The organism is Rhizobium herbae (assembly GCF_019511375.1).
In the GTDB taxonomy this organism is placed as follows: Bacteria; Pseudomonadota; Alphaproteobacteria; order Rhizobiales; family Rhizobiaceae; genus Pararhizobium; species Pararhizobium herbae_A.
This window is the reverse complement of record NZ_JAEUAO010000007.1, coordinates 188,696-214,201: the sequence shown is the minus strand read 5'-3', so window position 1 is coordinate 214,201 and position 25,506 is coordinate 188,696. Positions and strand designations below refer to the sequence as shown.

Here is a 25,506-nt window from a genome sequence, read left to right as displayed (position 1 = left end):
TCCCTCGCGCTCATTCCGCCGCAGCTTTGAAGTTGTTGCGTGCCAAAGCCGAACATTCGGCCATGACGGCGGATGCGCGTGCTATCGGGTTCGTCAAATAGAAGTCTTTGACCGGAGACGCAAATACCGATTTGGCCATCTCACCGGCTTTTTGTGCCAATGCGGCAATTTCACCGCTGGCCGCTGGTGCAATCGTATCGATCTCGGCGAAATGCGGATAGGCCGCATAGAGCTTTGCACGCAATTCGCTTAGCGAATCGAACGGCAGGCGCTTGCCGAGCACGTCCGACAGGGCGCGGATGATGGCCCAGTCCTCGCGCGCATCGCCCGGCGCGAAACCGGCGCGGTTGCCCATCTGCACCCGGCCTTCGGTGTTGACCCAGGTGCCGGACTTTTCAGTGTAGGTCGCAGCCGGCAGGATGACGTCGGCAACATGTGCCCCTTCGTCACCATGCGAACCGATATAGACTGTGAAGCCGGCGGTCTTCGTCGAGAAATCCATCTCGTCGGCGCCGAGCAGGAAGAGCACGTCCGTGCCATCAAGCATTTCGGCGGCGGTCTTGCCCCCCTCGCCCGGCACGAAACCGAGGTCGAGGCCACCGACGCGGGCGGCGGCGGTATGCAGGACGGCAAAACCGTTCCAGTCGGCGGTAACTGCGCCAACGGCGCACGCGAGCTTGGCCGCGGCTGCAAGCACCGAAGCGCCGTTGGCGCCCGAAATCGCACCCTGGCCGATGATGATCATCGGGCGCTGCGCCTTCTTCAGGACGCTCAGGAACTTGCCCTTGCCGGCGACCAGCTCGGCCAGCGTGTCGGTGCCGGCGCCCAGATATTCATAGGAATAGCGAAGCTCGCCCTGCTCGCCGATGACGCCGATCGGGAAGTTGGCCATGCGGAAGCGCTTGCGGATGCGAGCGTTCAGGACCGAGCCCTCGAAGCGCGGGTTCGAACCGATGATCAGCAGCGCGTCGGCGCTTTCGATGCCCTGGATCGTCGGGTTGAAGATGTAGCTCGAACGGCCGAAGGCCGGATCGAGCGCTGCGCCATCCTGGCGGCAATCGATGTTCTTCGAGCCGAGCGAAGAGATCAGTTCCTTCAGCGCATACATTTCCTCGACCGAGGCCAGATCGCCGGCGATCGCGCCGATCCTGTCGCCGCTCGTCCCGGCAACTGCCGACTTGATCGCCGCAAAGGCCTCGTTCCAGCTGGCGGGCTGCAGACGGCCGTCCTTCTTCACGTAGGGGCGGTCGAGCCGCTGGGTCTTCAGGCCATCCCAGATGAAGCGGGTCTTGTCGGAAATCCACTCTTCGTTGATCTCCTCATTGACGCGCGGCATGACGCGCATCACTTCGCGGCCGCGGGTATCAACGCGGATCGCCGAGCCGACCGCATCCATGACGTCGATCGATTCGGTCTTGCCGAGTTCCCACGGACGGGCATTGAAGGCATAGGGCTTCGAGGTCAGTGCGCCGACCGGGCAGAGGTCAACGACGTTGCCCTGCAGCTCGGAGGTCATCGCCTGTTCGAGATAGGTGGTGATCTCGGCATCCTCGCCGCGGCCGATCAGGCCCAGTTCAGCGATGCCGGCAACTTCGGTGGTGAAGCGGACGCAACGGGTGCAGTGGATGCAGCGGTTCATCACGGTCTTGACCAGCGGGCCGATATACTTGTCTTCGACGGCGCGCTTGTTCTCGGTGTAGCGGGTCGAATCGACACCAAAGGCCATGGCCTGGTCCTGCAGGTCGCATTCGCCGCCCTGGTCGCAGATCGGGCAGTCGAGCGGATGGTTGATCAGCAGGAATTCCATCACGCCTTCGCGCGCCTTCTTGACCATTGGCGTGGTCGTGAAGACTTCCGGCGCCTCGCCGTTGGGGCCGGGACGCAGGTCGCGCACACCCATGGCGCAGGACGCTGCCGGTTTCGGCGGCCCGCCCTTCACTTCGATCAGACACATGCGGCAGTTTCCGGCGACCGACAGCCGCTCATGGAAACAGAAGCGCGGAACCTCGGCGCCGGCTTCCTCGCACGCCTGCAGCAGCGTGAAATGATCCGGGACCTCGATCTCTTTTCCGTCGACTTTCAGCTTTGCCATCTTCGCACTCAATCCTGTCGTTCATTCGCCAGCCAAAGCAGCGAACAGATATCATAACGGCACTCTACAGCGCCGCGCGTCGTTTATGACGCGCAAGGGTTGCTGTAGCACTTTAAATTTGCTGCATAATTTCTGCCTAAACCGAAACCGGTTTTAGGGAAGTATGCAGCAGCCTCTTGAACGGAAACCACTACCGGCCGCCGTCCCAATTCAATCTCATCCCTTCATCAGGGTCTTTGCCTGCTCGACCCAGGCATCCCGCACGATGCGGCCGCCAAAGCCGAGCTGCGCGTCGAAACGCTTCACGTCCTTATCGCTCCACGCTGCGATATCGGCATAACGCCGCACGCCCATGCCGTTCAGCACCTGCTCCAACTTCGGACCGATGCCCGAAATCCGCTTCAGGTCGTCGGCCTGCGTTTCGACGATGCGAGCTGCAGCCTTCTGCTCGTGGGGCTTGTCTGCCTCGACCGGCGCAGCCTTGACCGGTGGAGCCTTTTCTGCCTTCACCGGCTTCGACTTGACCGGAGCCTTGGCTGGCGTCTCGGTTTTCGTCGGCGGTGCGTCATGCGCCGCGTCGGCAACGGGTTCGGCGGCTTCCGCCGCAAGCGTCTCGTCCGTCGCGCTGGCGGCTTTCTGCGCCGTCCTGGTCATGCTCTCCATCGCGCCGAACATCAAGCCGGCAAAGTGACTGGTCATGCCGAGACCGATCGCCGTTGCCGCCGCCATCGCCGCCGCCGGGTTCTGCATCAGCGGGTGCAACGGCGCCTTCGACATATCCTTCAGCCACGCAGCCAAGTCGTACGGATCGCTACCGGCCGGGGAATCAGCCGCAGGACCGGCAGTTCCTGCCCAATTTCCTTTGCTTGCATCCTGTTCCGGCCTGGTCATATCGCTTACTCCGCTGCTTGCAGCACCGCCCCATGCGATGTCGAATTACGGGTGTATTCGTCGATCCGCTTTTCCATCTCCGGACGGAAATTGCGGATCAGACCCTGAATCGGCCATGCAGCCGCGTCGCCGAGCGCGCAGATCGTGTGGCCTTCGACCTGTTTCGTCACGTCGAACAGCATGTCGATTTCGCGCTTCTGGGCGCGGCCCTGAACCATGCGCTCCATGACGCGCATCATCCAGCCGGTGCCTTCGCGGCATGGCGTGCACTGGCCGCAGCTTTCGTGCTTGTAGAAGGCGGCCAGCCGCCAGATTGCCTTGATGATGTCGGTCGAGCGATCCATGACGATGACGGCGGCTGTACCAAAGGACGACTTCACATCGCGCATGCCGTCGAAATCCATCGGCGCGTCGATGATGTCTTCGGCCTTGACCACCGGACAGGACGAGCCACCCGGAATGACTGCCAGAAGATTGTCCCAGCCTCCGCGGATGCCGCCGCAATGGCGTTCGATCATCTCGCGGAACGGCACACCCATCGCATCCTCGAAGGTGCACGGCCGATTGACGTGGCCAGAAACCATGAACAGCTTCGTGCCGACATTGTTCGGGCGGCCGATCGACGAAAACCAGCCGGCCCCGCGGCGCAGGATCGTCGGCGCAACGGCGATGGATTCGACGTTGTTGACCGTCGTCGGGCAGCCATAGAGGCCCATATTGGCCGGGAATGGCGGCTTCAGGCGCGGCTGGCCCTTCTTGCCTTCGAGGCTTTCGAGCAGGGCCGTTTCCTCGCCGCAAATGTACGCGCCGGCGCCGTGATGGACGTAGATGTCCATGTCCCAGCCGTGCTTGTTGTTGATGCCGAGAAGGCCTGCGTCATAGCATTCGTCGATCGCCGCCTGCAGCGCCTCGCGCTCGCGGATATATTCGCCACGAACATAGATGTAGGCGGTGTGCGCGCCCATGGCGAAGCTCGCGATCAGGCAGCCCTCGATCAGCGTATGCGGATCGTGGCGCATGATGTCACGGTCCTTGCACGTGCCGGGCTCGGACTCGTCGGCATTGACGACGAGGTAGTGCGGACGGCCGTCGCTTTCCTTCGGCATGAAGGACCATTTGAGCCCGGTCGGGAAGCCTGCCCCGCCACGGCCGCGAAGACCCGAGGCCTTCATCTCGTTGATGATCCAGTCACGGCCCTTTTCGAGAATCTGCTTGGTGCCATCCCAATGGCCACGGCTCATGGCGCCCTTCAGCGACTTGTCGTGAAGGCCGTAGAGGTTGGTAAAAATGCGATCTTTATCGGCGAGCATGTCTAAACCTCTTTACCGCGGCTTCTTGCCGAAGACTTTGATGTATTCGGCTTCGCCGCCCTTGGCCAGCGCCTTGGCCTGCTTGACCCAGTCATCGCGTTCGATGCGGCCCTTGAAATTCAGATAGCCGTCCACCCATTCGCGCTCGGCCTTTTTCCAGCCGGCGACCTGCGCATAGGTGAAGATTCCGAGTTCCTGCAGGATGCCTTCGATCTTCGGACCGACGCCGGAAATCAGCTTCAGGTCATCCGGCGTCGCCGGCCTCTCGATGCCAGCAGGGCGGTTCTTGTCTGCAAGCGACGGCTTTGCCGCGGCTACCGCCGGCTTGGCGGCGACGCCGCCCTCCGCCTTCGTGTCACCGGCAATCCTGTCGTTCGCCGCCGACTCCGCTTTTGCCGTTGCCGGCGTCTTCAGCGTCGGATCGGTCTCCGGGGCATCGGTCTTTGGACGCGCCGCATAGGAAGGAGGTACGCTTGCGGCCGCCTCGCCGCCTGCCTTTTTGGCGCGCGGTACAGCTGGCTTCTTTTCAGGAGCGAGCAGCGTCGTCGGGCCACCTACCGGCGCGGAGTAGATGCGGTCGATCTGCGGGCCTGGCTTGACGTCGGAGCCCTTGCCTGCGTCGAAACGGTCGATGATATATTCCAGCTGCGGAACCGTCAGGTCTTCATAGGTGTCCTTGAAGATCATCACCATCGGCGCGTTGACGCAGGCGCCCTGACACTCCACCTCTTCCCACGACAGCGTGCCCGCCTCATTCGGCGTCAGCGGCTCAGGATGAATGCGCTTCTTGCAGAGATTGATCAGGTCCTCGGAGCCGCGCAGCATGCAGGGCGTCGTGCCGCAGACCTGGACATGGGCCCGCGTGCCGACCGGCTTCAGCTGGAACTGGGTGTAGAAGGTCGCGACTTCGAGCACGCGGATATAGGGCATGCCGAGCATGTCGGCGACGCTCTCGATTGCCGCCCGGGTAACCCAGCCATCCTGTTCCTGCGCCCGCATCAACAGCGGAATGACCGCGGATTGCTCGCGGCCCTTCGGGTATTTCTTGATCGTGGCCTTGGCCCATGCCGCATTGTCCTTGCTGAAGGCAAAGCTCGCTGGCTGGACATTTTCCTCGGCTAGTCGACGAACGGACATTCTTCCCGCACCTTATCAGTTAATCGAACCGCACCGCGATTTCGTCAGGGAGACGAACTCGCAGGCATAGGCTGACTGGTCTTTCTGCATGAATACAATGTAGCGCACGCCATTCGGCACGGCGGCCCTGATTTCATAGCCCTGGCTCAGGAGCTTGCCGATGCCGCTGCCCGACGCATTGCCCATGGCCGGATCGCCGGCGTCTGCGGCAGTTTCCTGCGCAAACGCCGGCGCCGCCGCAAGCATCGATCCGCAAAGCATCAGGGTGCTCAGACGCATCAGCGGTCTACCTCGCCGAATACGATGTCGAGCGAGCCAAGAATTGCCGATACGTCGGCCAGCTGGTGGCCACGACAGATGTAATCCATCGCCTGCAGATGCGCGTAACCCGGTGCACGGATCTTGCAACGATAGGGCTTGTTGGTGCCGTCGGAGACCAGATAGACGCCGAATTCGCCCTTCGGCGCTTCCACGGCCGCGTAAACCTCGCCCTCGGGCACGTGATAGCCTTCGGTATAGAGCTTGAAATGGTGAATCAGCGCTTCCATCGAGCGCTTCATCTCGCCACGCTTCGGCGGCACGACCTTGCCGTCGAGCGAGGAAACCGGGCCGATCTTTGCATCGCCGAGCAGGCGATTGACGCACTGGCGCATGATCTTGGCCGCTTCGCGCATCTCGATCATGCGGATCAGGTACCGGTCGTAGCAGTCGCCATTCTTGCCGATCGGGATGTCGAAATCCATGTCAGCATAACATTCGTAGGGCTGCGCCTTTCGCAGATCCCAGGCGGCACCCGAACCGCGCACCATGACGCCGGAGAAACCCCAGGCCCAGGCGTCGTCAAGGCTGACGACGCCGATATCGACGTTGCGCTGCTTGAAGATACGGTTGCCCGTCAGGAGTTCGTCGATATCATCGACGGTCTTCAGGAACGGATCGATCCACTTGCCGATGTCTTCGACCAGCTCGTGCGGCAGGTCCTGGTGAACGCCGCCCGGGCGGAAATAGGCCGAGTGCATGCGCGCGCCACTGGCCCGCTCGTAGAAAACCATCAGCTTTTCGCGTTCTTCGAAGCCCCAGAGCGGCGGCGTTAGTGCCCCGACGTCCATGGCCTGCGTCGTGACGTTCAAGAGGTGCGACAGGATGCGGCCGATTTCCGAATAGAGAACGCGGATTAGCTGGCCGCGGATCGGCACTTCCGTTCCCGTCAGCTTCTCCACCGCCAACGCATAGGCATGTTCCTGGTTCATCGGCGCGACATAGTCGAGCCGGTCGAAATAGGGCACCGCCTGCAGGTAGGTCTTGGTCTCGATCAGCTTTTCGGTGCCGCGGTGCAGCAGGCCGATATGCGGATCGACACGCTCGACGATTTCGCCGTCGAGCTCAAGCACAAGACGCAGCACGCCATGCGCGGCCGGATGCTGCGGTCCGAAATTGATATTGAAATTACGGACGTTGTGTTCGTTCATTTTATCGCGCTCCGCGCTGGCATGTGATTAGTGAATAGTGAGCCGTGAGTAGTCATTTTCCGCAAAACTTATTCATCGGCCTTCTTGCGCTGAACAGTCCGAATAAGCCCGCCCAGCATTTTTCCATTTTCTTCACAGTCACCAAGCAGCTTGCTCAATACCGACGAGCCGACAAGGCCAATTCGTCCAGCGATGATCAAGTGCGTCTCCAACAATTTCAAAGAGCCCTGCGCGATCTTGAGATATTGAACAAATGAGCCTCGATTCTCTCGCCCATAGCCCTCCGCGATATTGGCTGCCACGGATGCAGATGAGCGTCTAATCTGGCTTGTCAGTCCGAATATCTCTTCCCTCGGAAAGCTCTTCGTCACTTCATAACAGGCAACCGAAATATCAATCGCCAACTGCCAGACCTTCAAATCACGGTAGGAACTGATTCCTGTCGTCACTTAAGGCCTTTCCTGATCACTACCGACTAATCACTGCTCACTGCTTCGCCTTCTCATCCCCCGGCAGAACGTAGTCCGTTCCCTCCCAAGGCGACATGAAGTCGAAGTTGCGGAATTCCTGCTTCAGTTCGACCGGCTCGTAGACGACCCGCTTGGCTTCGTCGTCATAGCGCACTTCGACGAAACCGGTCGTCGGAAAGTCCTTGCGCAGCGGATAGCCTTCGAATCCGTAGTCGGTCAGGATGCGGCGCAGGTCCGGATGGCCGGTGAAGAGGATGCCGTACATGTCGTAGGCTTCCCGCTCGAACCAGTCGGCGCCCGGATACACGGCGCAGGCCGACGGCACCGGCTGGTCTTCGCCGACTGCGACCTTGATGCGGATGCGCAGGTTCTGCTTCGGCGACAGGAGATGATAGACGACATCGAAACGGTCGAGGCGCTGCGGCCAGTCCACACCGCAGATATCTGTAAAATTGACGAAACCGCAGCGGGCGTCGTCGCGCAGGAAGGTCAACAGCGCAATCAGATTGTCCGCGGTCGCCGTCAGAGTCAGCTCACCGAAGGAAACGGTGGCGTCGGAAATCAGCGCGCCGCGGGTTTCGCGGATGTAGGTCGCCAGTGCGTTCAGGGCTTCACTCATGATCAGGTCCCCTGCCCTTACCGTTCGATCGTGCCTGTGCGGCGGATCTTCTTCTGCAGCAGAAGCACCCCGTAGAGGAGCGCCTCTGCCGTCGGAGGACAGCCTGGCACGTAGATATCGACCGGCACGACGCGGTCACAGCCGCGCACCACCGAATAGGAATAGTGATAGTAGCCGCCGCCATTGGCGCAGGATCCCATCGAGATGACGTAGCGCGGCTCGGGCATCTGGTCATAGACCTTGCGCAGAGCCGGCGCCATCTTGTTGGTGAGCGTGCCGGCGACGATCATCACGTCAGACTGGCGCGGCGAGGCGCGCGGCGCAAAACCGAAGCGCTCGGCATCGTAACGCGGCATCGACATCTGCATCATTTCGACGGCGCAACAGGCCAGGCCGAAGGTCATCCACATCAGCGAGCCGGTGCGCGCCCAGTTGATCAGTTCGTCCGTCGAGGTGACCAGAAAACCCTTGTCGGCGAGCTCGTTGTTGATCTCGCCGAAGAACTTGTCATTGCTGCCGATCGGCTTGCCGGTCGAGGGATCGACGATCCCCTTCGCTCTTGGCGCAACGAGCGTGGTGCTGGAGGTCAGTTCCATTCCAGCGCTCCCTTCTTCCATTCATAGATAAAGCCGATGGTGAGCACACCGAGAAAGACCATCATCGACCAGAAACCAAACCAGCCCATCTCCTTGAACGAAACAGCCCAGGGAAACAGGAACGCCACTTCGAGATCGAAGATGATGAAGAGAATCGACACGAGATAGAATCGGATGTCGAACTTCATGCGGGCGTCATCGAATGCGTTAAAGCCGCACTCATAGGCCGACAGCTTTTCATCGTCGGGCGCCTTGTAGGCGACAGCGAACGGCGCAATCAGCAGCGCCAGCCCGATAACCAGCGAGATACCGATGAAGATGGCGATCGGAATGTAGGAACCGAGAAGGTCTGTCATTGTATCCGTCCCTGCCTGCGAGGCGCGCTGGAGAAGCGCAAAAAACAAAGCTCGCAGGCCGAAAAATATGTTGCAACGCCCCCGTCGTTAGCGCAGCCAGCGCCGCTGTGCAAGCCTTCAGAACGGTTTTCATCCCCTTGCGCGGACGGAATGCAGACCGGGCAAAAGCCGCAATCGGTGCAAGTCGCGCACGAATCGCGGGAAACCCGTGCGCTGTCTGGCGCCACGCTTGGCAACAGCCTCGCCGTGCAGCCTCAGGGACATATGGTCGCGCACCCTAAAATCGATTGAAATCTTTCGTTAAAGATCCCGAACCTGCCCTTTCCTGCAGCCTGCAAGTTATCGCATAGCCACCATCCGGAATTCGCATGGGTCGAGATGCCGTGCGGCGACGCCGTGTTCCTGGCGGGGCTTACGCAAACCGGTCGAACGGGCGCCAGTTTCTATCGCTGATTTCCTGATTTAAGAAAGAAAATGGCGCGAGTGACGGGGCTCGAACCCGCGACCTCCGGCGTGACAGGCCGGCACTCTAACCGACTGAGCTACACCCGCGCACTATGGACGCAAACCCGGATTGGCGCAGAAGCGCTTTCTTGAAATGGCGCGAGTGACGGGGCTCGAACCCGCGACCTCCGGCGTGACAGGCCGGCACTCTAACCGACTGAGCTACACCCGCACTTCATTTCAAGCAATCCGGATGCTTTCGCATCCGCTCGAACCGGACTGGCCGCTTCGATGAGCGGCTAACTACGGGGTTCGCCTTTTAGTGTCAAGCACGTTTGGAGACAAAACGATGACAGTCGGCGAATTGTTTCCACAGGGACGAAGAAGCGCAATGGGAAAGGCACCACTGACGGGGAGTTCCCCCTCTCCATCATGCCGGCCCGACCTGAGCGCGCCCGTCGCGCATCGCAGGCCGGCCGGTTTTCCACAACGCATTCATCGCCTTGTTGCCTGGCTTATTCGCGGTCGCCTGCAAAAAAATCAAAAAATCTTCGCAAACGCTCTTGCGGTTTTTCGCCGATACGCATAGATCACGGCCACCGACGCGGCGGACACTGATCCTGCTTCGCGAGGGCGATTAGCTCAGTTGGTAGAGCGCCTCGTTTACACCGAGGATGTCGGGAGTTCGAGTCTCTCATCGCCCACCATACCCTCCCCCACATATTTGTTCCTGCTGCCCATGCGTCCGTTAAGACGAAAGTTGCCTGCGCAATCAACGCATTCGGTCGAGGCAACGCTTGCCTAAAGGGTTGGGGCAGGCCAATTTGACGCCCAGGGAAGTGTTGTAAGGCGAAATTGATGCAGATGGGTTTGTCGTGACATTTTGGTCGAAATCGCAGGGGGAAGAATCAAGGCCGTCGGCCTTCGTCTTCGGGCTGAGCTCCTGGAAGGGTCACCTCGGCAACTGGCTTCCGGGCCACCAGGTTTTTCAGCGAAACCGTGTCCTTTTCTCCCGGCTGGAGTTTCAGATCGTTTGGGCGCCGAAAATCCGTGCAGCCCAATCCGCTGCAGTATACGTCTGGGGCTACAAGCATCCCGCCTTCCTGGAAGATTTCTGCACACGCCACGGCGTGCCGCTGGTGAGAATTGAAGACGGCTTCATCCGTTCCGTTGCCCTGGGGGCAACCAAGGCCGCGCCTCTCTCCTTGTGTTTCGATTCTCCCGTGCTCTATTACGATCCCTCGGCACAATCGCGGCTAGAGGGATTGCTTCAAAACTACGATTTCGCAGGCGACCCGGTGTTGCTCGAGCGCGCCCGCATGGGAATTGCACGCCTCATTCAAACCCGTCTCAGCAAATACAACACGTCGGCCGATGTCGACATCAACGAGATTTACGGCCCCAAGGACCGTAAGCGCGTCCTCGTCGTGGGGCAGGTCGAGGATGACATGTCGATCATCAAGGGCTGCGCAACGCGGATTGACAACAACGATCTTGTGCGAATCGCCGCGAAAGAAAACCCCGGCGCCCAGATCATCTACAAGCCGCACCCGGAAATCCTTCATGGCACAAGACCGGCCCGATCGAAGCCGGCGGAGGTCAGAACGATTGCCCAGATTCTCGATCGCGACATCACGCTGGCCGATGCCTTCCAGACCATCGACCATGTCTATACGATAACGTCCCTCGCCGGCTTTGAAGCCGTCATCAGGGGGATCAAGGTCACGTGCATCGGCATGCCCTTCTATGCCGGCTGGGGCGTAACGGACGACCGGCAACCCTGCCCCCGCCGTACCGCGCGGCGAACCTTCGAGGAGATCTTCGCGGCCGCCTATATTCTCTATCCGACCTATTATGATCCGGAATCTAAAAAAACCATCAGCTTCGAGGAAGGTCTCGAACTTCTGCACCGGATGAAGCGCGCAGGCAAAGCAGAGTGAAAGCGCCGTAGGCAAACATCCCGCAACGCCATGCATGATGACGCGCCGTTGCCGACTTGCCTCTTGCCATACGGCCACGGCGTCTCCATGTCTTGGAAATTGAACCCCCGAGTCGATCCGAAGTCCCGTCGTTGGAATATCGTGGTCGCCAACCGCGGCCAAAGGAGCGCGCGACATGAGGAATGCGATTTTGACTGCCGCGCTTGCCGTGGGGCTTGCCGCCTGCGCCCCCATGCCGGAACTTGCGCCGATTCCGGGAAGCATCACCTATGGGGGCAAGCCCGCGACCAAACTGACGAAGGCGCCGATCGGCAGCGTCGTGCGGCACCGGCTGAAAAACGAATACGGCCAACCCACCGAAGAAACCTATGTCATCCAGCCGGACCGGACGTTAAGGCTCGTGCGCAGAGAGGAAGTTACAGACGGGAGCAGCAGTACCTCGTACTGAGCCCCCACGTGGCGCGGGCAAGACCGTTTTCCGGCACTCGGCTCATCCGCCTGGTTCGGACAGATGCGCGGCGAGCCGTCAGACGGTTTCCTTCTTTCGGACAGGCGTCTTGCGCTTCGGCTCTTCCGGCGCCTCGGGCAATGAAGGCTTTTCCCCCTTCGGCGTGGGCGCAAGCAGGTTTTTCAGCGCCGACAGCCGATCCTTCAGCAGCGGACGGAAACGTGTTGCGCGATAGGGCATGTCGTCGGCACCGTAACCTTCCGGACCATCATCGGGGCCGCGGTGGATTTCCGCGAGCTTGACGCCGATGAACTCGCCATCGACGTAGTGCTTGTAGGGGCCGACCCAGCGGATCGTGTAGATCTGCCCCTTGCGGATGCCCTGGTCGATCGAGACATGTTTGAACGTGTCGTTGATGCAGACGACCTTCTGTCCGACATGAAAATTGTACATCGCGAAAATCCTTCTTCCCGGCCTGCAGCCCGACGATTGCGGCCGGCAAGTTGTCGGCAACCAATAACGCCGGTCGGCCCCTCAATGCAAGGACAGCCGCCGCGCATCCGATCTCAAGCCCTCGCTGACCCCAGCCACTAGCGTGGCGAAGTCTCATTCGCCGCGATACTGGCTGTCCGTCACCGGCTCCATCCAGTCAACGGCCTTTCCGTCAAGCGCTTCCTGGATGGCGATGTGGGTCATGGCCGTGGCAACTCCGGCGCCGTGCCAGTGTTTTTCACCGGGCGGAAACCAGACGACATCCCCTGCCCTGATCTCGCAAACCGGTTCGCCCCACACCTGCGCGAGCCCACTGCCGGAGGTGACGATCAGGGTCTGGCCGAGCGGATGCGTGTGCCAGGCGGTGCGCGCACCCGGTTCGAAAGTGACGGACACGCTGCGCATGCGGGCCGGTTGCGGTGCATCCATGATCGGATCCTGGCGGACGCTGCCGGTAAAATAATCCGGCGACGCCTTGACCGACGGCCGGGATCCGCAGGGTTTGATCTCCATGGCAAATGGCTCCTGGTTTCGACGAATCAATCCTGCCGATCGCTGTTGCGAAGCGAGCGGCGTTGCAAAGGAGCACCTTGCATATCCCCGCCGCCGAATGAAACCGGAAAATGTCAGCCGCAATCAAAGCGTATGGATCGTTACATCCGGGCAGGCCGCACGGGCTATGTCACACAGGTGCTGGTGGTGGGTCAGGTAGATCACCTGTCCCACCCGCGCCATGTCCGCCATCAGTGCGAAGGCATGCTGCGCGCGGCCGTCATCGAAGGTTTCCATGATATCGTCGGCGACGAAAGGCAGTGATTCGCGCGTTGCCGCGACTTCGTGATAGCCGGCGATGCGCAACGCCAGATAGAGCTGAAAACGGGTGCCCTTGGAAAGGTCGTCCGCGAGTTTCGAGCCCCCGCCGGCCGCGTTCGCGATCAGGAATTCCCTGCCGTTTTCCGCCTGGGTCGAAAGCCCGACATATTCACCGCCGCTGATCCTGCTGAAGGCTGCCGAAGCACGCTGCATCATCGCACTGCGATGTCGTTCGCGGTAGAGCCGGAGCGCCGTTTCGCCCGCGAGAATGCCGGTTTTAAGCTTCAGATAGGCGATCGCCCGTTCCTCGACTTCGGCGAGCACGGTGCGACGGCGTTCTTCGATATGGGCGGCCGCATCGCCGCCGCCGATTGCAGCGAGCGCCTTCTCCGCGTCGCGCCGCTCCGCATGCAGTTCGCTTGCGTCTTGGTCGCATTGTTCCCACCGCGATTGCAGTTCGGCCGCTTCCAGCCGCAGGCCCGCCTCGTCGACCGCGCTCAGGATCATCTCCGCTTCTTCGACACGCCCGACGCCCAGGCGCGCCGCAAGGTCCGATTCGGCTTCGGCGATCCGCCCCCGCAGACGATCACGCGCCTTTGCGGCCTCCAGATGATCGCCGACATCCACGAGCGTTGCGCAACGATAAAGATCGAGCATGCTCTGCTTCTGAACGTCGTGGCGGCGGCGCAATTCGATCAAATCGCGATGTTCGGACATGCGCACTTCGTTCTCATCCGAAATCCGCCGCAGCAGCGCGTCCTGCTGTTCGGCATCGGCAAATCGCTGACGGATTTCCCGGAAGGCAACCAACGGATCATCCGGCGCAGGCCGTGAGAGCCTTTGGGCGAGCGTTGCGACGGCCTTCGAAAATGCTGCCTGATCCTTGCGCATGCCATCGATGCGATGGTCCAGATCCGCCTTGCGCTGGATGAGCTTGTCGAGATCTTGAAGGACGGCAAGGACGGCCACGATTTCCTGGACGGACGAGGTTCCGTCTCGCGCGAGCCAGGTTGCACCGATTGTCTCATCCCACCGCGCGATCCAGCCTGCCATTTCGGCATCCGCCGAAGACCAGGCGGCATCGCGCGCTCGCAAGGCCGCCTGCGTTCGCGCCACGGCTTCAGCGGCGGCGGCGTGGGCGCGATGGATCGACTGCAGAGCCGTGACCCTCCGCTCAGCCGAAGCCAGCGCATCGTCCAGGCGCTCGTGCATGCCTTCGGCTCCGCCGAATTCCGCGAGTACCCTCGTCAGCCGTTCAAGCGCCCTTTCCTCGTCCGCCCTTGCGACACGCAGATCCTGACGCGCTGCGCGAACCTGGTTGCGCAGGTCGAGCGCCGCCGCTCGGCGGGCAAGCCATGCGACCAGTTGATTGAGCTTTGTCTCTTCGGGCAGGCCACACCCACGGGCTGCTGCCGAAATCTCCTGCCGCAACTCGGCAACGTCAGCAAGCACCGACTGGTGCTGCTCGCGAAAGACTGAAAGCCTTGCGTTGCGTTCGGCAACAGAGAGGGAAAGCCCCCTTGCCTGGGCAAGATCCTCGGCGCGCGCCAGCCGCATCGCCGTCACCTCGTCATCCTTGCGCAAAGCGGTTTCGAATGCGCGGGCCGTTTCGCCATCCAGTTGCGCCGCATGCATCTGCCAGGCGTGATCGCGTGCCTGTCGCAACGTCAAGGCCATGTCGTCGGCAGCAAAACCTCCGGTTCTCGTCAATTCCGCAAGCCGGGCCTCCTCCGCTGCAACCAGTGCAGTCTCCTCGGCGATCCGGTCATCGAGCCGCTTCAGTTGTTCCGTCAACGCCGTTCGCCGCGCGGTCCACTCGGCGATGTCGCTCTCGTCGGGAAGGGCGAGCGCAGCCAGACCGTCCCCGTCCAATTGGCAAGGGGCGAGAGCCGCCAGCTTTTCGGCAAGCTGGTCTTCAAGCGCGGCAAGCTGCCGGCTCGCCGCCTGCTGCCGCAGCAGGCAATCGTTTTGCCGCAGGCCTTTCAGGACGTCCAGGAGAGGCTCCGGGTCGCTCGGGCGCGCGCTGGTCTCCGATTCTGACAGAGCGGCATGGGCCTTCACGGCGTCGCTGTTCGCCTCCCTGGCAAGCTGTCGCTCCCTCACAGCCGTCACCAACCGCTCGTTCAAGGCAGAATGGTTTTGCGCCAGGCCCTGGATGCGCCCGATGACGGCCGCAGGCAGAATGAGTGTTGCCGCGTTCGCCACGTCGGCACGGCCCAGGCGCGCGAGACAGGCCGCAACGTCTGCATCGATCTTGCCGCGCTCGTCGAGGCGATTGGGCAGGTCGCTCGCAGCCGATATGTGGCGCGCTTCCAGCCCGGAGCGCTCCAGGTCATGGATGTCGGCCGCAAGAGCGAGCACGGCTCCGTCCCGCTCGACGGCGCCAATCTCGGCTGCTCGTCGGTCGATATCAATTTCCAGCTGCTCCAGCCGGGCGCTGATGTCGGCTTCCTCGCGCTGCAGCCGCGGCAACATGGTATGCCAGGCAGCTGGCGGTTCTGGCCCGTCGCCGAAAGCGGCGATCTCGGCACGCAGGCCGCGCAGCCGTGCCAGAAGAGGCAGTGCCTCGATTCGGTCGCGGGCGTGATCGAGGGAAACGCGCAGCTCCGCCCGTGCTTTCACCGCGGCCTCATGGCGCTCCGCCGCCACATCACGCGCCTTGCGTAACGCGGCAAATTCGCGGGCGTTGACGTCGATGGCACTCTTTTCGTCCTTCAACGCATCGAGTTCCGCCTTCAGCTCTGCCAGCCGGTGTTTTCGACCCTGCGGCTTGTAGAAGGCATCAGCTTGCGCTTTCAGGCCGGACAGGACGGCGCTGCTATCGGGAAGGCCGGAACTGGCGGAAAACAACAGGGCACCGAGCTCGCCTTCGCTTTTCAGGATGCTTTCGCCGCCCTTCTCGATGCTGTCGTCATCGAGCGAAAACATCATCTGGTAGGTCACCCGGTCTATCGAGCCGAGCGCTGCGGAAAACAGATTGTCGGGCAGTGGCTGGTCGTCCGGTCCGAGAAGGGTATTTTGCCGGCGCTTGATACGGGCGACAGCGTGAGCCCTGCCGCCGACGGCGATCACCCCGCCAACCCGCATCGTCTCGTAGGGGTGCAAGAAGCCGTAGGTGCTACGGTTGTCGATCCCGAACAGCAGATCGAGGAAAGCGGAAAACAGCGTGGATTTGCCCGCCTCGTTCGGACCGTAGACAAGATGAAAATCCGGGCGCTCGCGACGAACCTCCCCGAAATCGAGGCTGCGTCCGGTGAACTTGCCGTAGCGAACAAGGTCGAGGCGATCAAGGCGCATCAGCGAGCCGCCTCGCCGTCACCGCCATGCAGATAGGCAAGCACGTCATCACTACCGGCAGCCGCTATCGTTTCGACCAGCCGCGCAGCGGCGGCCTCGTCGCTGGCCAAGGCCTCGTGCAACTCGCGCGGCAGTTGCCGCAGCAATTCATCCAGCATTGCGCCTGCCTCCTGGCGAAAGGCGTGCGAAGGCAGCACGTCGGAACGGATCAGGGCGGCAAGCTCCTCGACCGGGTCAGGACCGGACGACGTCCCGGCACCTTGCTCGCCCCGGCAATCGATGTCGATCTTCTCGATCCAGCAGCCGCTCAATCCCGCGGCCACATTGGAAATTTCGGCGAGCAGGAAATCCGGATCGCGCCGGAGCTTCCAGGCAAGCGGCGTCGCACCGGTCAGGGAAAATCGCAGGATGAGATGATCGGCAACCGTCCGGCTTCTGAGCGACGACAGCGTTTCTGCCGCCTTGTCCAGCATCTGCCGCCAGTCCCTCACGCCGGTCAGATCGATCGTGACGCGCTCGAACACCGCCTGCCCGATCGCGCGTTCCTGATGCTCCAGAGAACCGTCATCGCCGACCGTCACCAGCGTCACCGTTTTCGGCCCGGCCTCGTTGATATCGCGGCCCTGCGGCATGCCGGGCATGACGATCAACGGCTTTTCGCAATGCACCTGTCTCAAGTGCACGTGGCCCAGCGCCCAGTAGTCGAAACCATGCCCCGCCAGTTCGGCGACACTACAGGGCGCATAGGGATCATGCCCCCGCGATCCGGCCAGGCTCGTATGCAGCATGCCGATGTTGACCGCATCGGCGATCGGCGCCTGGAACGACGGCAACAGGCTATCGGGGGCGTGCGGATTATCGAAGCCGACGCCATGGATATGCACCTGGCGGCCGTTCTCCAGTATCTTTGCCAGCACCGGTTTTGCCCGCCCGCTGAACAGATGGACATTTGCCGGCAGGGTGAGTTCTCGCTTGATGGCGGACTGGGAATCGTGGTTGCCACGAATGACAAAGACCTTGACGCCGGCAGCCTCCAGCCGGCGCAGTTCTCCCGCCAGATAAAGCGCCGTGTTCATCGAAGTCTGCGAGCCGTCGTAGAGATCGCCCGCCAGCAACAGGGCATCGACGTTTTCCGCCAGGCACAGGTCGACGATCCTTGCGAGCGCCGTTCGGGTCGCACCGCGCACCAGTTCGGCAAGCTCCGGATTTTTCAGCGCCAGACTGCGCAAGGGGGAATCGAGATGGAGATCGGCGGTGTGGACGAAACGGAACGGCATGGCCGACCATGGCCCGCTGTCCGCCGTCGCGTCAATACCGGCGAACACTGCGCCAGCGCCTATTCAAGGATTTCGCTCTTCCCACCAGTTGAGGGAAGCCTGACGTCTCGAGCAGAAGAACGGGCTTGACGACGGCGTCCTGAGAGCCCCCATTTGACATGGCACCTCATAATATACATATGAAACGCATGAAATCCACATTCGAAGTCTCCGACAAGCTCTTTGAGCTTTATCACCGCGTTCACCGGCTCATCAACGAATCGATGACCGAGGAAGGCGTGTCACTGGCGCGCAGCAAATTTTTGTTTTTTCTGAGCAAGCTCGGCCCCTGTCGGTCTACGGACATTGCCCTCGCGCTCAATTTCGCGCCGCGCACTGTAACGGAGGCGATCGACGGGCTGGAGCGCGACAAGCTGGTCGTGCGCAAGCCCGATCCGGAAGATCGCCGCGCGAAGATCGTTTCGATCACCGAAGTCGGCCGCGTCGTCCTGGAAGCGGCCGAACACCCGCGAAAACAGCTGATCGAGGAAATCTTTTCAGCCCTCGATGACGAACAGCTCGACCAGATGCACGATATCGTCAGCCGGCTCGTTGTCAGGACTGACGAAATTCGCAGGCGCAGGCAGGAAGACGCAGGCAACGGCGCTTCGCGATAGGCCCGTCGACTGGCGACGGCGACGGTTCAATTGGAAAAGGCCGGTCATCATGCCCGGCCTTTTCCGTACCGTGGTGGTCCCCGATTTACATCGCGTTCATCGTACCGACCTGGAAGAACAGCGTCTCACCCGAGGAATCGTCGACGCCATCATTGTCGGTAACGACGTAGCCGTTGCCGGCTGCATCGACGGTGAAACCTTCGACCTTGTCGACGACGTAGCCGCCGAGAGCCTTGAGGTCGGGAATGAGGTCGCGCACTTCTTCCTTCTTCACGACCGGCAATTCGCCGCCGAGCTTGGCAGGCTTGAGGTCGGCGAGCGGAACCCTGTAGATCTTCTTCAGCTTGGCCGCGTTGCCGATCAGGTTGTCGCGCTCGATAATGTAGGCGTGGTCGCCGTGGATAGTGATTTCAGAAAGGCCGACCCAGCCTTCTTCGGTCTTTTCCAGCGGGTAGCGCACTGCACTCCATTGCTTGGAGGCCGGATTGTAGGAAAGGAGTTTCACGAAACCCCTTTCGTCGTCCTTCCACTCGCGCTGCACGGCCATCCAGAGTGTCAAGTCGTCGCCTTCGCCGACACTGGTGATAGCTTCGAAGCCGGAGCGAATCTCACTTGCGCGCAGTTCTTCCGGCAAAGCGATTTCCGCCTTGATCTGCCCCTTGCCATTCACGTGGATCAGACCGTTTGCGTAGAGCTTGGCCGCATCGCCCTCGGACGCCAGCCAGAAGCCGCCCTCGCCATCGTTTGTGATGCCCTCGACGTCGAGCTTCTGGGCCGGGGCGCCGTCACGGGTAATGTTCAGAGCCTCGGTAATCAGAGCCGGCGACTTTGTGGCGTCGATCGTGAATATACGCGGCTGCGACGAGTAGGCCGAGTCGTTGACGGCATGGAGCATTCCCGGCTTGTCCTTGATCGCGGCCAGACCGGAGAGAGCCCCGAAGCCGAGCGGCACTCCATCCTTTTGTACCGACGCGATCTGCGGATAGGCCGCCGTACCTTCAGCGCGTTGATAGATCATCACGTGCGAACGGGCTCCGCCATCCTCGACGAGATCGACCTCGTTTGCTGTTGCAAGCAGATTGCGCCCGGGGATGGCCACAGCACCTTCCGGCGAAACGCCCGATGGGAGGATCTGCTTGAGTTCCGGATCGGCACCGGTGTCCTTGTAGACGCCGATCACGGACGCGCGCTCGGCAAGAACGAAGAACAGCTTGTCGGCGCCGAAGGTCGCGGCTTCCAGGCCTTCCGGCTCGATACCCTTGGCGGAAGAGCGCTTGTCCGGATAGTGGCCGAGAGCGGCAGCCGCATGCTCGAAGCTCGTGCCCGACTCGAAAAGCACCTTGCCGGTCTTGTCGAAGATGGTGAAACCGCGCGCGCCGCCCTCGTAGTCGCCTTCATTGGCAATAACGAGACGGTTGTCGTCGAGCCACTTCACGGCATCCGGCTCGCGCTTCACGTCCTTCAATTCGTCGGTGAACGCGAGTGCGCCATCGCGCTTGGCATCGACGCCGGAGAGGTTCGTGGTGCCGGCCGGGAAATGCGTCTTCACCACGCCGGTCGTGCCGTCGATGATGACGATGTGGTTGTTTTCCTGCAGCGTCAGCGCGATTTCGTCCTGGCTGTTGAAGGCGACGAATTCCGGCTCCGGATCGTCGCCTGCGACGTCCGCAAGGCCGGTAAGGGGCACGTGCTTGATCGAGGCGCAGTCGGGCGCACCATCCTTCAGCGACACGATCACGAGGTCGCCGGCCGGCAGCTGCGGGATCTGGCCATCGTTGACGTCCTCGTCGCGCTCGTTCTCGATGGCGATGGCAGCCAGCGTTTTGTCCTTGTTGATCGCCACGGAGTCCGGCTGGCCGCCGAGATCGCACGCCGCGTCCATCGTCTTCGTCGCCAGATCGACCGTGGCGAGGAAGCCGGACGGCTTGACGAAGCTTTCGCGCGTGTTGACGGCGACCAGCGCCTTTGCGCCGGTAATTGCGACGGACGTCGGTTCACCTTCGAAGGAGAGGATGCCACCGGCCTTCGGCGCCCCGGGATCGGTAATGTCGATGAAGCCGATCGCCTTCAGTGGGCTGTCGGAGTAGACGAGCAGGTTGCCGTCTTCGCTGGCGGTGATGATTTCAGCGGAGGTCACGGATTTTTTGTCGGCGTCGGCCGGGAGATTGTCGGCAACAGCAAACGAGGCGATGCGATTGAAGACCGGCTCTGCGCTGGCGGTGGACGCTGTCGAGGCGGCAAGCAAGGCGACAAGCGCGGTGGTGAGTGGAAATGCCTTCACGGGGATCCCTCCAGATCATTACGGATGGAGGGGTTGTGATCGCGCCGTGTAACACGCGCATGACAGCCGGTGCGCATTCGAAATGCGACGGCAAGCGAAGGCGAACGGGAAGTGCACCGGATGAGCATACGAAAAGAGGCCCGGGAAGACCCGGGCCTCAAATCAACCTGCCATCGAACCGCCGGCGTTGCCGCCACGGTGCTGCAGATGAAACATGAAACTTAGTTTACGGCGTCCTTCAGACCCTTGCCGGCAGAGAACTTCGGCACGTTGCGTGCCGGGATATCAACTTCTGCGCCGGTGGACGGGTTGCGACCCTTGGATGCTTCGCGACGGCTGACCGAGAAATTGCCGAAGCCGACGAGACGAACGTCGCCGCCGCTCTTCAGTTCGGCCTGGATTGCGTCGAAGATTGCATCAACTGCAGAAGATGCATCCGTCTTCGAAAGTCCGGCCTTCTCGGCAACTGCTGACACGAGCTCATTCTTGTTCATGTTTCCACCCCTTTCAATACTGGTTCGAAACGACTCAATTTTTAAGCCGGGGGTAGCATACGCAAGACCCTCGCCTTCACAAACCCAATCGCTCCGAATCCCTAGGAATGCAAGGCTTTGCGCGAGGTTTTACATAAAAAAGACCGGCAAAAATGCCGGTCTTCCACTGTTTATGTACCAAATCGATCCCCGCTTGGTTGCGGGCACCGTTTGACCTTCACGTCAAATGCCTAGTGGGCAATCGACACTGCGGTCTCATCGGCCGGATCAGCAGCCGCGATCGGAACCGGCTGCTTGGAAGGATCCCACTCGATCGCCACCGGCACCCGCACCAGTGCGTGGCTCAGGACCTCGCCGATATGCGAGACCGGGATGATCTCCATGTTGTTCTTCACGTTGTCCGGAATGTCCGCCAGATCCTTGGCGTTTTCTTCCGGGATCAGCACCTTCTTGATGCCGCCGCGAAGAGCAGCAAGCAGCTTTTCCTTCAAACCGCCGATCGGCAGGACGCGACCGCGCAGCGTGATTTCGCCGGTCATCGCCACATCCTTGTTGACCGGGATGCCGGTCATGATCGAGACGATCGCCGTTGCCATCGCCACGCCCGCGGACGGACCGTCCTTCGGCGTTGCGCCTTCCGGCACGTGAACGTGGATATCGCTCGTGTCGAAGCGCGGCGGCTCGATGCCGAAATCGATGGCACGCGAGCGGACATAGGAGGCCGCCGCAGAGATCGATTCCTTCATCACGTCCCTGAGGTTACCGGTGACCGTCATGCGGCCCTTGCCGGGCATCATCACGCCTTCGATCGTCAGCAGTTCGCCGCCGACCTCGGTCCAGGCGAGACCGGTGACGACACCGACCTGGTCGGTCCGCTCGGCTTCGCCGTGGCGGTAGCGCGGAACGCCCAGATAGTCCTGGATATTCTCCGCCGTTACCTCGACCTTGCTGGTCTTGCCCTTGAGGATTTCCGTCACGGCCTTGCGGGCGAGCTTCATCAGCTCGCGCTCGAGGCTGCGCACGCCGGCTTCCCGCGTGTAGGTCTGGATGACGCCCCTCAGCGCGCCGTCGGTGACCGAGAACTCCTTGGCCTGCAACGCGTGGTCGGCAATCGCCTTCGGCAGGAGGTGCCGCTTGGCAATTTCCAGCTTTTCCTCTTCCGTGTAACCGGCGATGCGGATCACTTCCATGCGGTCCATCAGCGGCGCCGGAATGTTCAGCGTGTTGGCCGTCGTGATGAACATCACGTTCGACAGGTCATATTCCACTTCGAGATAGTGGTCCATGAAGGTGGAGTTCTGTTCCGGGTCCAGCACCTCGAGCAGAGCCGAGGACGGGTCGCCGCGGAAGTCCTGGCCCATCTTGTCGATCTCGTCGAGCAGGAAGAGCGGATTGGACTTCTTCGCCTTCTTCATCGACTGGATCACCTTGCCGGGCATCGAGCCGATATAGGTGCGGCGGTGACCGCGGATTTCGGCTTCGTCACGAACGCCGCCCAGCGCCATGCGGATATATTCGCGGCCGGTCGCCTTGGCGATCGACTTGGCAAGCGACGTCTTGCCGACGCCCGGAGGGCCGACGAGGCACAGGATCGGTCCCTTGATCTTCTGCGACCGTGCCTGCACGGCAAGATACTCGATGATCCGTTCCTTGACCTTGTCGAGACCGAAATGATCATGCTCGAGCACTTTTTCAGCGTTATTGAGGTCGGTCTTGACCTTCGACTTCTTGCCCCACGGAATGCCGAGCAGCCAGTCCAAATAGTTGCGCACGACGGTGGCTTCTGCCGACATCGGGCTCATCTGGCGCAGCTTCTTGACTTCCGCCTCCGCCTTTTCACGGGCTTCCTTGGAAAGCTTGGTCTTGCTGATGCGGTCTTCCAGCTCGGCCATCTCGTCGCGGCCTTCCTCGCCGTCGCCGAGCTCCTTCTGGATCGCCTTCATCTGTTCGTTCAGGTAATATTCGCGCTGGGTCTTTTCCATCTGCCGCTTGACGCGCGAGCGGATGCGCTTCTCGACCTGGAGAACGGAGATTTCGCCTTCCATGAAGCCAAGCGCCTTTTCAAGGCGCAGCTTGACGCTCGTCGTCTCGAGCATTTCCTGCTTTTCGACGATCTTGATGGAGAGATGCGACGCGACCGTATCGGCGAGCTTCGAATAGTCTTCGATCTGGCTGGCAGCACCGACGACTTCCGGAGAAATCTTCTTGTTGAGCTTCACATAGCTCTCGAATTCGGAGACCACCGAGCGGCTGAGCGCCTCGATCTCGACCGGATCTTCGACAGGCTCAGGCAGTACATGCGCCATTGCTTCGTAGAATTCTTCGCGACGGGTATAACCATCGATCTCGGCGCGGGCACGGCCCTCGACCAGGACCTTGACGGTGCCATCGGGCAGCTTCAGAAGCTGAAGCACGTTAGCGATCGTGCCGATCTGATAGATAGCCGAGGCTTCCGGATCGTCGTCGCTCGCATTGATCTGGGTCGCAAGCATGATCTGCTTGTCGGTGCCCATGACCTCCTCCAGCGCCCGGATTGATTTTTCACGGCCGACAAACAGAGGCACGATCATGTGCGGGAACACCACGATGTCGCGCAGCGGCAGCACCGGATAGGTCGCGCTCTCAATTGCCGGAGACGTTTTGTTCGTCATGTCATTTCCTTTCCGTCCCGTTTCCGGGCCCGTTACCCGAAGCCTTCAAGGGCGCTTCGGGTCCTCATCTTTCCACTGTCAGGTGGAGTATGTGACGCCTGTTTTCAACCCTCCGACGACGATCGGCGTGGGGGGCGCCGCAGCCGGATATTTAATGGCATCTTCCTGTCGCGTACCTTGCCGAGGTCCTGTTCGCACACGATTCGCCTCAGGATAAGCCGATACGGAATCATAGCATAATTGCGTTGTTGGCCACGTTTAGCAATCGTCGATTCTACCCATTGCTGGTCAATTGGCGATATCCGCGCCACGTTTTCTGTGCATTCAAGCCTTGCAATCCATGCAAGGCTCGCAACACCGCTTGGCTATGCGCCACGAAAGGTCTTTCCGCCCATTCCTGTCAACATGGCGCATAAAAAAGGCCCGCACATGGCGGGCCTCTTCAACTTAAGTCGCACCGATCAGGCCGAAACGTTGGCCTTTTCGTCGGAGCGTTCCGAATAGATATAGAGCGGACGGGCAGAGCCCTTGACCACCTCGTCGGAGATGACCACTTCGCGCACGCCTTCCAGCGTCGGCAGCTCGAACATGGTGTCGAGCAGGATCTTCTCCATGATCGAGCGCAGGCCGCGGGCGCCGGTCTTGCGGACGATTGCCTTGCGGGCGATTTCGCGCAGCGCATCCTCGTGGAAGGTCAGTTCGACGTCTTCCATTTCGAACAGGCGCTGGTACTGCTTGATCAGTGCATTCTTCGGCTCGGACAGAATCTGGATCAGGGCCGGCTCGTCGAGGTCTTCGAGTGTCGCCAGCACCGGCAGACGGCCGATGAATTCCGGGATAAGGCCGAACTTCACCAGATCTTCCGGCTCCAGTTCACGCAGGACTTCACCGACGCGGCGATCTTCCGGAGCGCGCACCGCCGCACCGAAGCCGATCGAGGTCTTTTCGCCACGGGCCGAGATGATCTTGTCGAGCCCGGCAAAAGCGCCACCGCAGATGAACAGGATGTTGGTCGTGTCCACCTGCAGGAATTCCTGCTGCGGATGCTTGCGGCCGCCCTGAGGCGGCACCGACGCGACCGTGCCTTCCATGATTTTCAGCAGCGCCTGCTGCACGCCCTCGCCGGAAACGTCACGGGTGATCGACGGATTGTCTGACTTGCGCGAGATCTTGTCGACTTCGTCGATATAGACGATGCCGCGCTGGGCGCGCTCGACATTGTAGTCGGCAGCCTGCAGGAGCTTCAGGATGATGTTCTCGACATCCTCGCCGACATAGCCGGCTTCCGTCAGCGTCGTCGCATCCGCCATCGTGAACGGTACGTCGATGATGCGCGCCAGCGTCTGCGCCAGATAGGTCTTGCCGCAACCGGTCGGGCCGACGAGCATGATGTTGGACTTGGCCAGTTCGACATCCGTGCCCTTGGCCGCATGGGCCAGGCGCTTGTAGTGGTTGTGGACGGCAACCGACAGGATACGCTTGGCCTGCTGCTGGCCGATCACGTATTCGTCGAGAACCTTGATGATCTCCTGCGGCGTCGGAACACCGTCACGGGATTTGACCATCGAGGTCTTGTTCTCCTCGCGGATGATGTCCATGCAGAGCTCGACGCATTCATCGCAGATGAACACAGTCGGTCCGGCAATCAGCTTGCGGACCTCATGCTGGCTCTTGCCGCAGAAGGAACAATAAAGGGTATTCTTCGAGTCACCGCCGTTGCTACCGCTGACCTTGCTCATATCACTTTCCTTCCAGCACGCCGAACACCTCAGA

At 61.2% G+C, this 25,506-nt stretch carries 21 protein-coding genes and 3 tRNA genes; 4 read left to right on the top strand and 20 right to left on the bottom strand.

Annotated elements, in window-relative coordinates:
* Positions 1-10 precede the first annotated feature (10 nt).
* The 12 genes from nuoG to JNB71_RS23185 form a co-directional block, all read right to left on the bottom strand.
* Complete coding sequence (gene nuoG / locus JNB71_RS23240) at positions 11-2,092, bottom strand: NADH-quinone oxidoreductase subunit NuoG (protein ID WP_220374141.1); 2,082 nt, start codon at positions 2,090-2,092, stop codon at positions 11-13.
* 216 nt (positions 2,093-2,308) lie between these two features.
* On the bottom strand, positions 2,309-2,983 hold the full coding sequence (locus tag JNB71_RS23235) for an NADH:ubiquinone oxidoreductase (protein ID WP_220374140.1): 675 nt from the start codon (positions 2,981-2,983) through the stop codon (positions 2,309-2,311).
* Positions 2,984-2,988: 5 nt separating this feature from the next.
* Complete coding sequence (nuoF, locus tag JNB71_RS23230) at positions 2,989-4,293, bottom strand: NADH-quinone oxidoreductase subunit NuoF (protein ID WP_112855532.1); 1,305 nt, start codon at positions 4,291-4,293, stop codon at positions 2,989-2,991.
* 12 nt (positions 4,294-4,305) lie between these two features.
* The gene (locus tag JNB71_RS23225; RefSeq protein ID WP_220374139.1) at positions 4,306-5,430 is read right to left on the bottom strand and encodes an NADH-quinone oxidoreductase subunit E; all 1,125 of its coding nucleotides are present in this window, start codon (positions 5,428-5,430) and stop codon (positions 4,306-4,308) included.
* Positions 5,431-5,445: 15 nt separating this feature from the next.
* Positions 5,446-5,709 carry a hypothetical protein gene (locus JNB71_RS23220; RefSeq protein WP_220374138.1) on the bottom strand — a complete coding sequence of 88 codons (264 nt, stop codon included), beginning with the start codon at positions 5,707-5,709 and terminating at the stop codon, positions 5,446-5,448.
* Positions 5,709-6,899, bottom strand: coding sequence for an NADH-quinone oxidoreductase subunit D (locus tag JNB71_RS23215; RefSeq protein ID WP_220374137.1), 1,191 nt, complete (start codon positions 6,897-6,899; stop codon positions 5,709-5,711). Before JNB71_RS23215 ends, JNB71_RS23220 begins: the two co-directional genes overlap by 1 nt.
* Positions 6,900-6,967: 68 nt before the next feature.
* On the bottom strand, positions 6,968-7,348 hold the full coding sequence (locus JNB71_RS23210) for a four helix bundle protein (RefSeq protein WP_220374136.1): 381 nt from the start codon (positions 7,346-7,348) through the stop codon (positions 6,968-6,970).
* Between the two features lie 37 nt (positions 7,349-7,385).
* Positions 7,386-7,988 carry an NADH-quinone oxidoreductase subunit C gene (locus tag JNB71_RS23205; RefSeq protein ID WP_220374135.1) on the bottom strand — a complete coding sequence of 201 codons (603 nt, stop codon included), beginning with the start codon at positions 7,986-7,988 and terminating at the stop codon, positions 7,386-7,388.
* 17 nt (positions 7,989-8,005) lie between these two features.
* On the bottom strand, positions 8,006-8,584 hold the full coding sequence (locus JNB71_RS23200; RefSeq protein WP_018325974.1) for a NuoB/complex I 20 kDa subunit family protein: 579 nt from the start codon (positions 8,582-8,584) through the stop codon (positions 8,006-8,008).
* On the bottom strand, positions 8,575-8,940 hold the full coding sequence (locus JNB71_RS23195; protein ID WP_026203374.1) for an NADH-quinone oxidoreductase subunit A: 366 nt from the start codon (positions 8,938-8,940) through the stop codon (positions 8,575-8,577). Before JNB71_RS23195 ends, JNB71_RS23200 begins: the two co-directional genes overlap by 10 nt.
* 475 nt (positions 8,941-9,415) lie before the next feature.
* Positions 9,416-9,492, bottom strand: a tRNA-Asp gene (locus JNB71_RS23190).
* A gap of 47 nt (positions 9,493-9,539) precedes the next feature.
* Positions 9,540-9,616: transfer RNA gene (locus JNB71_RS23185), tRNA-Asp, on the bottom strand.
* A gap of 399 nt (positions 9,617-10,015) precedes the next feature.
* Here JNB71_RS23185 and JNB71_RS23180 point away from each other — a divergent pair.
* The 3 genes from JNB71_RS23180 (at position 10,016) to JNB71_RS23170 (ending at position 11,772) form a co-directional block, all read left to right on the top strand.
* A tRNA-Val gene (locus tag JNB71_RS23180) sits at positions 10,016-10,091 on the top strand.
* A 168-nt stretch (positions 10,092-10,259) separates the two neighbouring features.
* Complete coding sequence (locus JNB71_RS23175; protein WP_220374134.1) at positions 10,260-11,324, top strand: capsular polysaccharide biosynthesis protein; 1,065 nt, start codon at positions 10,260-10,262, stop codon at positions 11,322-11,324.
* Between the two features lie 175 nt (positions 11,325-11,499).
* A complete protein-coding gene (locus JNB71_RS23170; protein WP_220374133.1) occupies positions 11,500-11,772 on the top strand; it encodes a hypothetical protein in 273 nt (90 codons plus the stop codon).
* A gap of 78 nt (positions 11,773-11,850) precedes the next feature.
* Here the strand turns inward: JNB71_RS23170 and JNB71_RS23165 are convergent, their stop codons facing one another.
* From JNB71_RS23165 to JNB71_RS23150, 4 genes are all read right to left on the bottom strand, one after another.
* Positions 11,851-12,225 carry a CAP-Gly domain protein gene (locus JNB71_RS23165; RefSeq protein ID WP_220374132.1) on the bottom strand — a complete coding sequence of 125 codons (375 nt, stop codon included), beginning with the start codon at positions 12,223-12,225 and terminating at the stop codon, positions 11,851-11,853.
* Positions 12,226-12,378: 153 nt separating this feature from the next.
* Positions 12,379-12,777, bottom strand: coding sequence for a (R)-mandelonitrile lyase (locus JNB71_RS23160; RefSeq protein WP_220374131.1), 399 nt, complete (start codon positions 12,775-12,777; stop codon positions 12,379-12,381).
* Between the two features lie 123 nt (positions 12,778-12,900).
* Positions 12,901-16,374: an ATP-binding protein gene (locus JNB71_RS23155; RefSeq protein WP_220374130.1), complete on the bottom strand. Its 3,474-nt coding sequence runs from the start codon at positions 16,372-16,374 to the stop codon at positions 12,901-12,903.
* Positions 16,374-17,651: a metallophosphoesterase family protein gene (locus JNB71_RS23150; protein WP_220374210.1), complete on the bottom strand. Its 1,278-nt coding sequence runs from the start codon at positions 17,649-17,651 to the stop codon at positions 16,374-16,376. The genes JNB71_RS23155 and JNB71_RS23150 overlap by 1 nt, the downstream gene beginning before the upstream one ends.
* A 188-nt stretch (positions 17,652-17,839) precedes the next feature.
* Here JNB71_RS23150 and JNB71_RS23145 point away from each other — a divergent pair, with 188 nt between their 5' ends.
* Positions 17,840-18,307, top strand: a complete 468-nt coding sequence (locus JNB71_RS23145; RefSeq protein WP_220374129.1) for a MarR family winged helix-turn-helix transcriptional regulator — start codon at positions 17,840-17,842, stop codon at positions 18,305-18,307.
* An 85-nt stretch (positions 18,308-18,392) separates the two neighbouring features.
* Here the strand turns inward: JNB71_RS23145 and JNB71_RS23140 are convergent, their stop codons facing one another.
* The 4 genes from JNB71_RS23140 to clpX all read right to left on the bottom strand — a co-directional run bounded on the left by JNB71_RS23140 (position 18,393) and on the right by clpX (position 25,472).
* The gene (locus JNB71_RS23140; protein ID WP_220374128.1) at positions 18,393-20,588 is read right to left on the bottom strand and encodes an esterase-like activity of phytase family protein; all 2,196 of its coding nucleotides are present in this window, start codon (positions 20,586-20,588) and stop codon (positions 18,393-18,395) included.
* 221 nt (positions 20,589-20,809) lie between these two features.
* Positions 20,810-21,082, bottom strand: coding sequence for a DNA-binding protein HupB (hupB, locus tag JNB71_RS23135; protein WP_018325987.1), 273 nt, complete (start codon positions 21,080-21,082; stop codon positions 20,810-20,812).
* Between the two features lie 230 nt (positions 21,083-21,312).
* Positions 21,313-23,733 carry an endopeptidase La gene (gene lon / locus JNB71_RS23130; protein ID WP_220374127.1) on the bottom strand — a complete coding sequence of 807 codons (2,421 nt, stop codon included), beginning with the start codon at positions 23,731-23,733 and terminating at the stop codon, positions 21,313-21,315.
* A gap of 461 nt (positions 23,734-24,194) precedes the next feature.
* Positions 24,195-25,472 (bottom strand): ATP-dependent Clp protease ATP-binding subunit ClpX, encoded by a 1,278-nt coding sequence (gene clpX / locus JNB71_RS23125; protein ID WP_220374126.1) that lies wholly within the window; start codon positions 25,470-25,472, stop codon positions 24,195-24,197.
* Between the last annotated feature and the right edge of the window lie 34 nt (positions 25,473-25,506).